This window comes from Nocardioides sp. (assembly GCF_036405735.1).
In the GTDB taxonomy this organism is placed as follows: domain Bacteria; phylum Actinomycetota; class Actinomycetes; order Propionibacteriales; family Nocardioidaceae; genus Nocardioides.
Map to the genome: position 1 here is coordinate 1 of NZ_DASWXC010000069.1, position 14,261 is coordinate 14,261.

General features: G+C 72.9%; 14 protein-coding genes. 5 read left to right on the forward strand and 9 right to left on the reverse strand.

Annotated features, from left to right (window positions below; translation table 11 throughout):
* Nucleotides 1–802: quinone oxidoreductase family protein (locus VGE38_RS10930; RefSeq protein ID WP_331142570.1), on the reverse strand; the 802-nt coding region annotated here is incomplete at its 3' end.
* A gap of 125 nt (nt 803–927) precedes the next feature.
* Here VGE38_RS10930 and VGE38_RS10935 point away from each other — a divergent pair.
* Entirely contained in the window at nt 928–2,445 is a 1,518-nt protein-coding gene (locus tag VGE38_RS10935) for an APC family permease (RefSeq protein ID WP_331142571.1), read from the forward strand.
* A 27-nt stretch (nt 2,446–2,472) separates the two neighbouring features.
* Here the strand turns inward: VGE38_RS10935 and VGE38_RS10940 are convergent, their stop codons facing one another.
* Nucleotides 2,473–3,228: an endonuclease/exonuclease/phosphatase family protein gene (locus VGE38_RS10940; RefSeq protein WP_331142572.1), complete on the reverse strand. Its 756-nt coding sequence runs from the start codon at nt 3,226–3,228 to the stop codon at nt 2,473–2,475.
* Between the two features lie 69 nt (nt 3,229–3,297).
* On the opposite strand from VGE38_RS10940, the gene VGE38_RS10945 reads away from it, so the two are divergent.
* Both VGE38_RS10945 and VGE38_RS10950 read left to right on the forward strand, forming a co-directional pair.
* The gene (locus VGE38_RS10945; protein WP_331142573.1) at nt 3,298–3,891 is read left to right on the forward strand and encodes a nucleotidyltransferase domain-containing protein; all 594 of its coding nucleotides are present in this window, start codon (nt 3,298–3,300) and stop codon (nt 3,889–3,891) included.
* A 31-nt stretch (nt 3,892–3,922) separates the two neighbouring features.
* Nucleotides 3,923–5,266 (forward strand): class II 3-deoxy-7-phosphoheptulonate synthase, encoded by a 1,344-nt coding sequence (locus tag VGE38_RS10950; RefSeq protein WP_331142574.1) that lies wholly within the window; start codon nt 3,923–3,925, stop codon nt 5,264–5,266.
* Between the two features lie 70 nt (nt 5,267–5,336).
* Here VGE38_RS10950 and VGE38_RS10955 read toward each other — a convergent pair whose 3' ends face one another.
* From VGE38_RS10955 to pknB, 7 genes are all read right to left on the reverse strand, one after another.
* Complete coding sequence (locus VGE38_RS10955; protein ID WP_331142575.1) at nt 5,337–6,329, reverse strand: threonine aldolase family protein; 993 nt, start codon at nt 6,327–6,329, stop codon at nt 5,337–5,339.
* Nucleotides 6,330–6,414: 85 nt separating this feature from the next.
* Nucleotides 6,415–7,338, reverse strand: coding sequence for a type IV toxin-antitoxin system AbiEi family antitoxin (locus VGE38_RS10960; RefSeq protein WP_331142576.1), 924 nt, complete (start codon nt 7,336–7,338; stop codon nt 6,415–6,417).
* Between the two features lie 165 nt (nt 7,339–7,503).
* On the reverse strand, nt 7,504–8,379 hold the full coding sequence (locus tag VGE38_RS10965; protein WP_331142577.1) for an NADase-type glycan-binding domain-containing protein: 876 nt from the start codon (nt 8,377–8,379) through the stop codon (nt 7,504–7,506).
* Between the two features lie 10 nt (nt 8,380–8,389).
* Nucleotides 8,390–9,418, reverse strand: a complete 1,029-nt coding sequence (gene aroF, locus VGE38_RS10970; protein WP_331142578.1) for a 3-deoxy-7-phosphoheptulonate synthase — start codon at nt 9,416–9,418, stop codon at nt 8,390–8,392.
* Nucleotides 9,419–9,494: 76 nt separating this feature from the next.
* On the reverse strand, nt 9,495–10,397 hold the full coding sequence (locus tag VGE38_RS10975; protein WP_331142579.1) for a DMT family transporter: 903 nt from the start codon (nt 10,395–10,397) through the stop codon (nt 9,495–9,497).
* On the reverse strand, nt 10,394–11,302 hold the full coding sequence (locus VGE38_RS10980; RefSeq protein WP_331142580.1) for a deoxyribonuclease IV: 909 nt from the start codon (nt 11,300–11,302) through the stop codon (nt 10,394–10,396). Before VGE38_RS10980 ends, VGE38_RS10975 begins: the two co-directional genes overlap by 4 nt.
* Nucleotides 11,303–11,364: 62 nt before the next feature.
* Nucleotides 11,365–13,359, reverse strand: a complete 1,995-nt coding sequence (pknB, locus tag VGE38_RS10985; protein WP_331142581.1) for a Stk1 family PASTA domain-containing Ser/Thr kinase — start codon at nt 13,357–13,359, stop codon at nt 11,365–11,367.
* A 59-nt stretch (nt 13,360–13,418) separates the two neighbouring features.
* Between pknB and VGE38_RS10990 the strand changes: the two genes are divergently transcribed.
* The gene (locus VGE38_RS10990; RefSeq protein WP_331142582.1) at nt 13,419–13,811 is read left to right on the forward strand and encodes an Rv2175c family DNA-binding protein; all 393 of its coding nucleotides are present in this window, start codon (nt 13,419–13,421) and stop codon (nt 13,809–13,811) included.
* A gap of 12 nt (nt 13,812–13,823) precedes the next feature.
* Nucleotides 13,824–14,261 carry a barstar family protein gene (locus VGE38_RS10995; RefSeq protein ID WP_331142583.1) on the forward strand — a complete coding sequence of 146 codons (438 nt, stop codon included), beginning with the start codon at nt 13,824–13,826 and terminating at the stop codon, nt 14,259–14,261.

The window sequence follows — 14,261 nt, forward strand, 5'->3', positions numbered from 1 at the left end:
CGGTGCCCGGGTCGGCACCGGGGCCGCCGCCGAGCACTCGGACGCCGGCCGCCGGTCCACGGTCGAAGTTGGCGATGGTCGCGATCCGGTGCCGGTCGGCGACCAGGGCCAGGGAGACGTCGAGCGCCTCGTCGGTGCCGACCAGGTCGAGGGCGGCGGAGACACCGGCGGGGGCGAGGTCGCGGACGCGGTCGGCGAGGCCGTCGCCGTACGCCACCGGCTCGGCACCGAGCTCACGCACCAGCGCGTGGTTGCGGGGGCTGGCGGTGCCGATCACGCGCGCCCCGCGCAGCCGGGCGAGCTGCACCGCCGCCTGGCCGACGCCGCCGGAGGCCCCGTGCACGAGCACGACGTCGCCCTCCCCTACGGCGGTCGCCGTCAGGGCGTGGACGGCGGCCGCGCCGGCCACCATCAGGCCCGCCGCCTCCTCCCACGTCACGGACGCGGGCTTGGGCGTGAGCGCGTCGACGGGTACGACGAGCTCGCTGGCGTAGCCGCCGACGACCCGGAAGCCGATCACCTCATCGCCGACGCCGACGCCGACGCCGACGCCCGCGACGTCCGGACCGACCTCGACCACGACGCCGGCCACCTCGGAGCCCAGCCGGCGCGGCAGCCCGCCGCCGAACAGCCCCCGCCGGGCCTTCACGTCCGCGGGATTGACCCCGGCGGCACGCACCTCCAGCCGGACCTCACCCGGACCCGGCTCGGGAACGTCGGTCACCACCACCCGGAGCACCTCCGGGCCCCCGAACTCCTCGACGACGACGGCCCTGCCTGCGCGCTGCGTCCTGCCGGTCATGGCGCCCGAACCTACCGCCTGGACGTCCCGCCTGAAGCTTCCGGTGTGTGCCGAGCGCCGCTGTGGGGCACCGGCGCGTCGTGCGCGCGGAGACGCGTGCCACGCCGACGCACCCAGGAGAGCCCATGGCAGACAGCACCGACGCCGCACTCGGCCACGAGCGGTCGGACACCGACCCGAGGCCCGAGCACAGCCTCAAGCGGGTGATGGGCCCCGGCCTGCTGCTGCTCTTCATCGTCGGTGACATCCTCGGCGCCGGCGTCTACGCCGTCACCGGCCAGATGGCGGGGTACGTCGGCGGCCTGCTGTGGCTGCCGTTCCTGCTCGCGTTCGTGGTGGCGACGCTGACGGCCTTCTCCTACCTGGAGCTGGTGACGAAGTACCCCAGCGCCGCCGGAGCGGCGCTGTACACGCACAAGGCGTTCGGGATCCACTTCCTGACCTTCCTGGTCACCTTCGCGGTCGTGTGCTCGGGCATCACCAGTGCCTCCACGTCGGCCAACACGCTCGCCCAGAACTTCTTCCAGGGCCTGGCCGTCAACGGGGTGTGGGACCAGACGGCCGACGGCTCGGTCGTGACCTCGGTGGACACCGGCGTTGTGACCGCGCTGGCGATGGGGTTCATGGTGCTGCTCGCGCTCATCAACCTGCGCGGCGTCGGTGAGAGCGTGAAGTTCAACATCGTGCTGACCCTGGTCGAGATGGTCGCGCTGTGCATCGTCATCGGCGTCGGATTCGCCGTGATCGCGCGCGGCGAGGCGGACATGTCCGAGCTGGTCAGCTTCGAGGACTACCAGGGGATGGGCTGGGTCTTCGCGGTCACCGCCGCGACCTCGATCGCGTTCTTCGCGATGGTGGGGTTCGAGGACTCGGTCAACATGGTGGAGGAGACCAAGCACCCCGAGCGGATCTTCCCGCGCACGATGCTGCTAGGGCTCGGGATCGCGGCGCTGCTCTACATGCTGGTCGCCGTCTCCGTGGTCAGCGTGCTCAGCCCCGGTGAGCTCGAGCGCATCTACGAGTCGGAGGGCCGGGCGCTGGTCGAGGTGGTCCACAAGGGCTCGCCCGACTTCCCGATCGACAAGGTGTTCCCGTTCCTCGCGGTCTTCGCGGTCGCCAACACCGCGCTCATCAACATGCTGATGGCCAGCCGCCTGGTCTACGGCATGGCCCGCCAGCGGGTGCTCCCGCGACAGCTCGGCTCGGTGCTCGCGGGCCGGCGTACGCCGTGGTTCGCGATCCTCTTCACGACGCTGCTGGCGCTGCTGCTCATCTGGTACGTCACCAGCGACCCGGAGAGCAACGTGGTGGCCAACCTGTCCTCGACGACCGCGCTGCTGCTGCTGTGCGTGTTCGCCGTCGTCAACGTCGCCTGCCTGGTCCTGAAGCGCAAGCGCGCCGATCACGACCGGACCTTCTTCACCGCGCCCGTGGTCGTGCCGGTGATCGCGGCGCTGCTGTGCCTCTACCTCGCGGGGCCCTGGGTGGACCGCGACGGCGTCGTCTACGAGATCGCCGGCGGGCTGATGGTGATCGGCGTCGGGCTCTGGCTGGTCACCTGGCTGATCAACCGCTTCACGAACACCGACCAGGCGCCGCCGCGGTTCGCGGACGTCGAGCACATGGAGGACGGGCTCGACTGACCCGCGACCGGCGGAATGGGCCCCGGGTCAGGGCAGGTCGACGACCAGCGCGCAGTGGTCCGACAGCGGCAGCCGGCGTACCTCCGCGCGCACCTCCAGCGGCGGGTCGGCCAGCACGTGGTCCAGCTGCTCCGTGGGCGCGTCGGCCGGGAAGGTCGGGCCCGCGGCGACGCCGGTCAGGCCGCTGACGGAGGCCGCGCGCTCGGGACCCATGTTGAGGTCACCGGTCACCAGCAGCGGTCGCGGGCAGCCGGCCACCGCCCGCACCAGCGCGCGTAGCTGGCGGCCGCTCCACCACGGGACGAACGACAGGTGCGTCGTGCACACCGTCAGCTCACCCGACGGCGCCTGCACGTGCGCGGCCACCGCCACGCGCGGCTCGTCGCGCACCATCGTCGGCAAGAGGTTGCCGCGGAACCGCATCGGCTGCGGGAACGGCGCCTGCGGAAGCCGGATCACCTGCCACGAGGAGACGGGGAAGCGGCTCAGCAGGGCGATGCCGTACGCCGCGGCGTCCGGCTGCTCGTCGCCGGTGGCCGCCTCCCAGGTCGCGCCCGGGCTGCCGGCGAGCGCGGCGACGAACCGGTGCTCGGGGGCGCCCATCGCCTCGGCCGCGACCGCCGTCAGGTCGGCCCGGTTGGACCGGGGCTGGTTGCGGTCGACCTCCTGCAGCGCCAGTACGTCGGGGTCGAGCTCCTTCACGGCGCGCTCGAGCACCGCCACGTCGACCTCGTGGGCATCCTGCGCGCGCCCGTTGAGGATGTTGAAGGTCACCAGTCGCACCAGTGGCGAGTACCCGGTCGGCGCGCAGGGCATGACCGGGGCATGAACCTGAGGGCATGACCTGAGGGCATGACCGGGGCCTCGCGCGGCAACTGCAACGCCATGACCGACGAGAACCGCCGTGGCCTGCGGGAGGCCCTCAAGCTCGTGGCCGTGACGCTGAAGGAGGGCGACGTGCCGTTCGCCCTGGTCGGTGGCTACGCCCTGTGGGCCCGCGGGGGGCCGGAGCCGCACCACGACGTTGACTTCATGGTCGCCGAGGAGGATGCCGCCCGAGTGCAGGCCCTGCTCGCCGAGGCCGGGCTGCACGTCGTGCAGCCGCCGGAGGACTGGCTGTTCAAGGTGTTCATCGGGAGCGAGCCCAGCACCGCGATGGTGGACGTCCTCTTCCGCGCCAACGGCGTCCCGGTCACCCGGGAACGGTTCGCCGAGGTCGACGAGATCGAGGTCGAGTCGGTGCAGATGCCGGTGCTGGACGCGACCACGCTCATGTCCGACCGGCTCAACGCGATGGAGGAGCACGCCTGCAACTTCGGTGCGTCGCTGCCCGTGGCGCGGGCGGTCCGCGAGCAGGTGGACTGGGAGGAGGTGGAGCGGCGGACCGAGGACAATCCGTTCGCGGCGTCGTTCCTGTTCCTGGTCCGGCGGCTGGGCATCGTCTGACGGGCGGCAGGCGCCCGCGTACCCTGGGGTCGTGACTGATCGCACCATCCCGACGCTGGCTGAGCTGCACGCCATCGGCGCGGCCCAGCAGCCGTCGTACCCCGACCCTGCGGCCGTGTCGGCGGCCGTCGACCGGCTGCGCACCCTGCCGCCGCTCGTCTTCGCCGGGGAGTGCGACGACCTCAAGGCGAAGGTCGCCGCCGCCAGCCGCGGCGAGGCGTTCATCTTGCAGGGCGGCGACTGCGCCGAGACGTTCGCGGGCGCGACCGCCGACAACACCCGCAACAAGCTGCGGGTGCTGCTGCAGATGGCCGTGGTGCTCACCTACGCCGCGTCGGTGCCGGTGGTCAAGATCGGTCGCCTGGCCGGGCAGTACGCCAAGCCGCGCTCGTCCGACACCGAGACCCGCGACGGGCTCACCCTGCCGGCGTACCGCGGCGACGCCGTCAACGGCTACGACTTCACCCCCGAGTCGCGCATCCCTGACCCGCAGCGGCTGCTGGACGTCTACCACGCCTCGGCCTCGACGCTGAACCTCGTGCGCGCCTTCACCACCGGCGGGTACGCCGACCTGCGGCAGGTGCACGCCTGGAACTCCGAGTTCGTGCGCAACTCGCCCGTCGGCGCCAAGTACGAGGCGATGGGCCAGGAGATCGACCGCGCTCTGACGTTCATGCAGGCGATCGGCGCCGACCCCGACGAGTTCCACCGGGTCGACTTCTACTCCAGCCACGAGGCGCTGCTCATGGAGTACGAGCACGCCATGACCCGCATCGACTCCCGCACCGAGCAGCCCTACAACGTGTCGGGCCACTTCGTGTGGATCGGCGAGCGCACCCGCCAGCTCGACGGCGCGCACGTGGAGTACTTCCGCCACATCCGCAACCCGATCGGCTGCAAGCTCGGCCCGAGCGCGACGCCGGACGACGCGCTCGCGCTGGCGCACCGGCTCAACCCCGAGAACGAGCCGGGCCGGCTGACCTTCATCACCCGCTTCGGCGCCGGCAAGATCCGCGACGGCCTGCCGGGCCTGGTGGAGAAGGTCACCGCCGAGGGTGTGAACGTCGCGTGGATCTGCGACCCGATGCACGGCAACACCTTCGAGGCGTCCACGGGCTACAAGACCCGCCGCTTCGAGGACGTGCTGGACGAGGTCCAGGGCTTCTTTGACGTCCACCGCGCGCTCGGCACGGTGCCCGGCGGCATCCTGGTCGAGAACACCGGCGACGACGTCACCGAGATCATCGGCGGCGGCGAGGAGCTCGACGAGCACGGCCTGGCGCACCGCTACGAGTCGGTCGTCGATCCCCGTCTCAACCGGGTCCAGTCGCTCGAGCTCGCCTTTCTCGTCGCCGACATGCTCCGCAAGCCCTGAGCTGGTCGAGTCCCGCCTCCTGGCCCCGCGAGTCCCGCCTCATGGCCCCGCGAGTCCCCGGTTCTGGCCCCTAAAGGGCTGACAGGATCTCGGCGGCCCGCTCGGCGTCGGCCTTCGTCACGTCGAGGTGCGTCACCAGGCGGACCGTGCGGGGACCGACGGCACTGACCAGCACCCCGGCCTCGCGCGCCCGGGCGACGTACGCCGGCGCGTCCGCGTGCCCGAACACGACGATGTTCGTGTCGACGCTGGCGGGGTCCACGCCGACCGCGTCGGCGAGGAGCCGCGCGTGGGCGTGGTCCTCGGCGAGCCGTTCCACATGGTGGTCGAGGGCGTGCAGGCCGGCGGCGGCGAGGATCCCGGTCTGACGCATGCCGCCACCCATCCGCTTGCGCCACACCCGGGTCTCCGCGATGGCGGCGCTCGAGCCGACGACCAGCGAGCCGACCGGCGCACCGAGGCCCTTGGACAGGCACACGGCAAGCACGTCCGCGACGGCGCCGTACTCGGCCAGCGGTACGCCGGTGGCGACGTGGGCGTTCCAGATCCGCGCGCCGTCGAGATGGACCGCCGCGCCGTGGCCGTGGGCGAAGTCGCGCACCGCCTGGAGGTCGGCGAGGGGGAGCACGGCGCCGCCGGCGAAGTTGTGGGTGTTCTCCACCGAGATCGCGGCGGTGGGGACGAAGAACGGCCCGAGGTCGGGGGCGAAGAGAGTCTCGATGAGCGGCAGGTCGACCTGCCCGCGCGGGTGGTGCCAGGTGCGCATCGTGACGCCGCTGTAGGCGCCGTGGGCGCCGAGCTCGGCGCGCGCGATGTGGGCGGCCGACTCGCACAGCACCTCCTGTCCGGGGCTCACCAGGGTGCGCACCGCCAGCACGTTGGCCATCGACCCGGTGGGCGTGAACAGCGCCGCCTCATGCCCGAACAGGCCGGCCACCCGCTCCTCGAGGGCGCGGACGGTCGGGTCCTCGCCGTACACGTCGTCGCCCACCTCGGCGCGGGCCATGGCAGCGCGCATCGCCTCGGTCGGGCGGGTCAGGGTGTCGGAGCGCAGGTCGATCACGTGGTCATCCTCTCCCACCGTCGAAACCCGTTCGATGGCCCCTCGAATCCCGGCCCGTGGCCCTGCGAGTCGCGGCGCGTGGCCCTCACCAGCGCCGGTTGGTGTAGCGGCTGTCCAGCGTCTCACGAAGCTCGGCCAGCCAGCGCTCCCGAGCGCGCCCGGTGAAGTCGCCGCGCTTGACCACGATGACGACCCACCCCTGCTGGCGCAGCCAGGCGCGGCGCCGCTCGTCGTGCTCCCTCTGCTCGGGCGTGCGGTCGTGGAACTCCCAGCCGTCGTACTCGATCGCGATGCGGTAGCGCGGGTAGCAGAGGTCGAGGCGGTACGTCGGCACGCCGTCGATCTGGATCCAGACCTGTGCCTCCGGGACCGGGAGCCCGGCGTCGCGGATCTCCAACAGCGTCCACGACTCGCGCGGCGACTCGACCCGCAGATCGATGAGAGGGATCATGCTGCGCAGCTGGATCACCCCGCGCCGGCGACGGTAGCGACGCGTCGTCTCGGCCGCGAGGCGGTCGGGACTGAGGTCGTGGCGGCGGCACATGTCGTTGAGGAGCGCGTAGGCCTCCCGCCGCCGCAGCAGGCAACCGAGGTCCAGGGCCGTGCGCAAGGGGGTCGTCACGCGGAGGCCCTCGACCACCATGATGTCGTCGGGCTGGAGGTCGCGTGAGTGGCCGTCGACATCACCTCGTTCGGTCGGATGCCGACCGCGCAGGGTGCAGATCTCCACCGGTGGCAGGTACTGGTGCTCGCCGTACGTCAGCGCGTCGACGCCGTGGATCCAGGCAGCGGTGCGATCGCACACGACGTGCTGAGGCTCGACGACGAGCGCGACGGCACCGGTCCGCAGCTCGATGGTGTCGGGCAGGTCGGCGCTCACATAGACACCGGTCAGGAGGCGTCGTACGTCGCCGGCTGTGACCAGCGCGCGCAGCCTCTTCCTCGTCAGGCCGATCGTGGCGAGCTCGTCATAGCGGAAGGGAGTGTCCGGGAGAACGATCGTGGTCATGGGGGCAGCGTCCGACGGACGGACGTGCTCGGTGGCGGGCGCTCAGCGGGACTGTGGACGACGCGGCGCACGAGCGGTGCTGTGGACGGTGAACGGCCCCGTCGGCGGCCTCAGGCGGGACTCGCGGGGCCATCAGGCGGGACTCACGGGGCCACGGGGCGGGACTCAACGAGTCGTCCCGACCAGGCTCACCTCGCTGATCGGGGTGGCGTCGCGGGAGACCGGTCGACCGGGGGCCGACACGGCAAGGAGGCGGAGCCGGACCGTGGCGGTGCGAACGTCGTCCAGAGACATGGTCTGCAGCGAGCGGGACTCGGTGAGCTGCTGGGTGAGGGCGGTGCCGTCGTCGAAGAGCCACTCGACCGCGAGGACGCGGCGGTTGGCGGCGTACCAGTCGACCCGCCGCCCGCTGGGACCGTCGCTCTTGGCGTAGCCGTTGACGAGGCCGACCTCGCTCAACGTCACCGGCCCGGCGAAGGCGAACGTGAGCTCCGCACCCGTGCCGTCGCCCGGCATCCGCCAGGCCGTGCTCGGGTCGCCGTCGAGGACGTTGGCCGCGGCGAAGGAGATCGGCGCGCCCGCGAGGTCGACGCCGTCGGGGGAGGTCGCCGACGCCTCGGCGGTGGCGTACGCCGCCAGGGCGACCGCCTCGCCGGTCGTCCCGGCGCTCCCGGCGGAGGCGGTGGGGGTCCCGGATTCCCGGTCGGAGCCGTCCGCGAGGAGCAGCCAGCCGGCCACTGCGAGGACCAGCACGAGCATTAGACCCCCGACGCCCCAGACCGCCCCGGCGTGCAGCCGGGTCAACCGGGTCAGGCGGGTCAGCCGGCGACGCGGCGGCAGCACCGGCACCGCCGGCAGGGCCGACCGCACGGCCGTCATCGTCGTGACGGCCTCGGTCGCCTCGTCGGCGTACAGGGGGTAGCGCGGCCCCGCGGTCGGGAGGGCAGGGGCAGGAGGTGGCTCCACGGCGGCGATGGTCCCGCAGCGCCCGCAGGTGCGGCTGGCCCCGAGCTCGTGGCCGCACTGCGTGCAGTACTTCACCGCACCGACTCTAGGCGACGCTGCTGCGTCCGACGACTTGCGGAAGCGTCCGCACCGCCTGGGCCAGCTCGCGCAGCTCACCGCCGAGCAGGGCCTGAGGGCCGTCGCACAGCGCGGTCTCGGGGTGCGGGTGCACGTCGACGATGATGCCGTCGGCGCCGGCGGCGATGGCGGCCCGCGACAGCGGGACGACCAGGTCCTTGCGACCGGCCGCGTGCGAGGGGTCGACGATCACGGGGAGATGGCTGGCGGCCTGCACGACCGGAACCGCGGAGATGTCGAGGGTGTTGCGGGTGGCCGGCTCGAAGGTCCGGATCCCGCGCTCGCACAGCACGATGTCGAGGTTGCCGCGCTGGGCGATGTACTCCGCAGCCATCAGCCACTCCTCGATGGTCGCGGTCATGCCGCGCTTGAGCAGCACCGGCTTGCCGGCCTTGCCGACGGCCTGCAACAGCCCGAAGTTGGCCATGTTGCGGGTGCCGATCTGCAGCATGTCGGCGTGCTCGGCCACGACGGCCACGTCGCGGACGTCGACCACCTCGGTCACCACCGGAAGCCCGACCGCGTCGCCGGTCTCGCGCAGGATCTGCAGCCCGGCGACGCCCAGGCCCTGGAAGGCGTACGGCGACGTGCGCGGCTTGTAGGCCCCGCCCCGCAGGATCGTGGCGCCGGCGGCCTTGGCCATCTGGGCGGCGGCGAGAGTCTGCTCCGCGGTCTCCACGGCGCAGGGCCCGGCCAGGAACGTGAACGTCTCGGGGCCGATCGGCACGCGGGTGGTGCTGCCCACCCAGATCGTGCTGCGCTCCGGGTGGTGCTGTCGGCTCACCAGCTTGTAGGGGTCGGAGATACGGTGCACGTCGGCCACCCCGGCCAGGGTGCGCAGGTTGAGGTGGTGGAAGGACTCGATGTCGCCGACCAGTCCGATGATGGTCCGACTCAGGCCCTTGCTGACGAAGGCCTCGCCGCCGACGCTCTCCACCCGCTCGACGACGCGGGCCACGTCCTCGGCGGTGGCGTCCGGCGCCATGACCACGACCATGCTGGGACGGTAGCCCAGCGGTCCGCCATGCGGGACGGCAATTCCGCATGGCGGGATGACAGCCTGCGCCGCGCGCCTACTGCGGCAGGTGCGGTACGTCGGCGATGTCGGGCGCCCCGCGGCGCGGCCGCACCTCGACGACCAGCATCGCGGTCAGCACCAGCGCTCCACCGAGCAGCATCCGGATCCCCAGCGACTCCCCGCCGAGCAGCACGGCGAAGAGCGCCGCGAACACCGGCTCCATCGTCATGATGATCGCGCTGCGGGTGGGGGAGAGGTGGGCCTGCGCCCACGTCTGTGCCAGCAGGCCGAGCAGGCCGACGACCAGCGCGAGGTAGATCATGACCGCCCAGTCCTGGCCGGTGCTCGGCAGCACCACCCCGCCCGGAGCGGTGCCCGCGAAGCACACCGCGGCGATGACGAGCAGTTGGACCGTGGACAGCCCGAGCGCCTCGCGCGGCGTGGACCAGGCGCCGAGTCCGACGATGTGGAGCGCGTAGAGCGCGGCCGAGAGCAGGGTGAGGCCCTCGCCGTACCCGATCGCGAAGCCGTCCAGGGTCAGCACACCGAGCCCGGCGGCCGCGAGCAGGACCGCGGTCCAGGTGAGCGCGGTGATCCGGCTGCGCAGGATGAGCGCGGCCAGCAGCGGCGTGATCACGACGTACATGCCGGTCACGAAGCCGGAGACACTGGCCGAGGTGTGGTCCAGCCCGACGGTCTGGAGCACCTGGGCGACGCCGTAGACGAGGCCGAGGGCCGCGCCGCGGCGCAGCAGGGTCGGTGACAGCGAGGTCACCGCACGCGGTGCGACGGCGAGGAGGACGACGCCCGCGATGCCGAACCGCACCGCCAGGTAGTCGACGGCGGGCACCCGCTCCAGCATGTCCTTGAGCAGCACGAACGAGCTGCCCCAGCCGAGGGTGACGAAGACCAGCGCGAGCGTGGCGAGCAGCGCCACGGGCGCCGGCCGCCGCGTCACGCGTGCGCCTCGGCGGCCTCCGCGCGCAGCTGCTTGAGCAGGGGGATGCACTCGTTGTCCGCGTCGCGCGACCCGGGTGTCTCGAGGATGAACGGCACTCCCTCGGTGGCAGAGTGCGCGAACAGCTCGCGGAACGCGTCGGTGCCGATGTGGCCCTGCCCGATCTTCTGGTGCCGGTCCTTGAACGCGCCGCGCACGTCCATCGAGTCGTTGGCATGGATCAGCCGCAGCCGGCCCGGGCCGCCGATCTCCACGATGCGATCCACCGTCGCCGCTGCGCCGCCGACCTCGTCGAGCGGCGCGCCGGCCGCGAAGACGTGGCAGGTGTCGAGGCAGATGCCGGCCTTGGGGTGGAAGTCGAGGGCGGCGAGGTACGCCGTCAGGTCCTCCACGCCGGCGCACAGGCTGCGGCCCTGCCCGGCCGTGGGCTCCAGCAGCAGCCACGGCGCGCCCTCGTCGTCGCCGCCCGAGGACCCCGACGACACCGCGTCCAGGACGGGCAGCAGCGCCGCGCGCACCTGCCGCAGCGCCGTCGCCAGCTGCTCCTCGGGGTCGCCGTCGGTGCTGACGAACGAGCCGGTGTGCACGACGACGCCCTCGGCGCCGATCTCGGCGGCGCGCTTGAGGTTGTGCGCGACGACCGCCGCCGACTTCTCGTAGGTCGCGGGGGTGGGCGAGCCGAGGTTCACCAGGTACGGCGCGTGGATGAACGCCCGCATGCCGCGGCTCTCCAGCTGCCGGCGGAACTCCTTGTCCTCGGCCGGCCTACCCGCCGACAGCGCCCAGCCGCGGGGGTTCCCGACGAAGATCTGCAGCGTCTCGCAGCCCATCAGGTCGGCCTGCGCCAGCGCGCCGGCGACGAGGCCCTTCCCGACCTGGACGTGGGTGCCGATCGGGTTGCGCATGGTGCCGGATCCTACGGCCGCCGACGCCATGGCGCCGACTCGTCGCAGCGCCAGGGAGCGCCCTAGACCAGGTTGAGCGTGATGGTGCTGCCCTTGGGGACCTTGCTCCCCGCCTTGGGGTCGGTGGAGAAGACGTAGCCCAGGCCGATGTACGCGGGACTGTGGGCGGTCCGCACCTGGAAGCCGAGCTCCTCGAGCCGCTCGGTCGCCGCCTCGACGCCGGAGGCGCGCAGCTGCGGCACGACGACCAGCTCGGGGCCGCGGGAGACGAGCAGGGAGACGGTGTCGCCCTTGTACAGCGTGCCGGTCGGCGGGCTCTGGCTGATGACCAGACCAGCGGCGATCGTGTCGTCGTACTGCCGGTCGCGCTTCACCTTCAGGCCGGCGGCCTTGAGCGCGGCGACGGCCGCGTCGGCGCTCTTGCCGGTCCAGTCCTCGAGCTCGATGGGCTGTCGGCCCTTGCTCACCACGACGTCGACGGAGGTGCCGGGTCGCAGCACGGTGGCGGCGGCTGGCTCGGTGCGGATCACCTGGCCCGCGGGCACGGTCTCCGACCAGCGCTCGATCGCCTGGCCGTAGGTCATCTTGATCGCGAGCAGTGCGTCCTGGGCCTGGTCGACGGTCTGCCCGGCGAGGTCGGGCAACGCGTAGACCTCGGGGCCCTTCGACAGCGTCACCGTGACCGTGCCGCCGTCGAGCACCCGCTCACCCGGCCCGGGATCGGTGCGGAGGACGGCGCCCGCCTCGACGGAGTCGGAGTACGCCGGGTCCGCGAGCTCGACCTGGAGGCCGGCCGCCTGCAGCCGCTCGACGGCGACCGGCTCGGCGAGTCCGAGCACCCCGGGCGCCTGGGTGTAGCGGGCGAAGCCGAACCACCACGCCCCGCCGCCGACGCCCACCGCCAGCAGCAGCGCCAGCACGAGGACCAGTGGGCCGCGGCGTCGGCGCCTGCTGGTCGGCGCAGGAGTCGGCGCCGGAGCTCGCACCGAGGCCGGGGCGGGGGCGGCCACCGTCTCGCGGGGCACGGCGACGGTGGGGCTGTGCCGGATCTCCGGCCGGGTGTCCTCACGCTGCGCGGGCGGGGTGAGGTCGGCGGTCAGGTCCGGGTCGTCGGGGAGCCCCTCGGCGAGCGCGGCGATGACGCGCTGCACCTGACGCAGCAGCACGCCGGCGTCGGCCGGCCGGAGCCCGGGGTCACGTGCGGTGGCGCGGGCGACGAGCGCGTCGACGTACGGCGGCAGCCCGGCCACCAGCGTGGAGGGGGCCGGCACGTCCTCGTGGACGTGCTTGTAGGCGACCGCGATCGGTGTCTCGCCGGCGTGCGGCTTGTGGCCGGTCAGCAGCTCGTAGAGCATCACGCCGGCGGAGTAGACGTCCGCGCGGGCGTCTGCACGTCCCTCGGTCACGATCTCCGGCGCGATGTAGGAGACCGTGCCCATCAGCACACCGGTCGAGGTGTGCTGGGTCTCGGCGGTCACCGCGCGCGCCAGGCCGAAGTCCGCCACTTTCACGGCGCCCTCGGGGGTGATGAGGACGTTCTCCGGCTTGACGTCGCGGTGCACCAGTCCGGCGCGGTGGGCGGCGGCGAGCGCGGCCAGCACCGGCTCCAGCATCGCCAGCGCGCGGCGCGGGGCCATCGGGCTCTCGGCGGAGACGGTGTCGCGCAGCGTGTGGCCGGGCACCAGCTCCATGGCGAGGAAGAGCGTGCCGTCGTCATCGCCCTGGTCGAAGACCGAGACGACGTTGGGGTGGCTGAGCTTGGCGGCGGCCCGGGCCTCGCGCACGAACCGTGCCGCGAAGGCGGTGTCGTCGCCCAGGCCGGCGTGCATCACCTTCACCGCGACCGTGCGGTCCAGGCGCTGGTCGTGGGCTTCGTAGACGGCCGCCATCCCGCCGCGCGCGATGCGGGCGGTGATGAGGTAGCGGCGGTCCAGCAACCGGCCGAGCAGCGGGTCGGTGTCGGTGCCGGGGCGCGCCACAGCCGCGGTACGGGCATGCCGGTCAGGCTGCATGTCGACCTCCTGCGACCGGTCGGGGAAGGAACCGGATGCGGTCATGGTACGGACCGCGCGCCGCCGGATCGGCATCCGGCGCGCCGGAGTGGGACGATGGACCCATGGATCAGACCTCCGACCCCACCCCGCTGGCCGACCACGACCTGGCCGCGCTGGTCCCCGAGTGGATCGACTGGGCCGAGGCCGCCCGACGGCTCGGCGTCACCGTCGGCAAGGTGCGCACGATGATCCGCGACCACGAGCTCGCCGCTGCCGTCCCCAACCCCGGCGAGCCGGGTGCCGGCCAGCGCATCCCGGCCGACCTCATCCAGGACGGGCTGCCGGTCAAGGGTCTGCCGGGCCTGCTGACCCTGCTCCACGACGGTCACTTCACCGACCGCGAGATCATCGCGTGGCTCTTCCTCGACGCCGATCTGCCCGGCCGACCGATCGACGCCCTGCGGGAGAACCGCGGCTCGGAGGTCAAGCGGCGGGCCCAGGCGATGGCGCTCTGACGGGAGCCGACGATGACCCGACTGGCGGAGCTCCTGGCAGGGGTGCTGGCAGGCCGGGTCGCGCCCGGCGTCTACCACTGGCGCCCGGCGCTCACCCTCGAGCAGCTCGCCGATGCCGCGACGCCGACGGGATGGCGCACCGCCTACCTCGACGGTGAGGGCGTGCAGAGCCGGGGCGAGGCGTACGACGCGCTCAAGGTGACGCTCGGGCTGCCGGCACACGTGGCCAGTGACCTCGACGCGCTGTGGGAGGGTTTGCGTGACCTGCCCCGGCCCACCGTCGTGCTGTGGGAGGAGTGGGGGTCGCTGGCGTGGGCCGACCGGCCCGCGTTCGTCGCCATCGCGCGGCTGCTCGACGAGCGGGCGGCCGAGGTCGGCGGCCTGGTGGTGCTGTTGCGCGGAGAGGGGCCGGCGACGGACTACCCGTCCCTGGACGGATCCTCGGGCTGA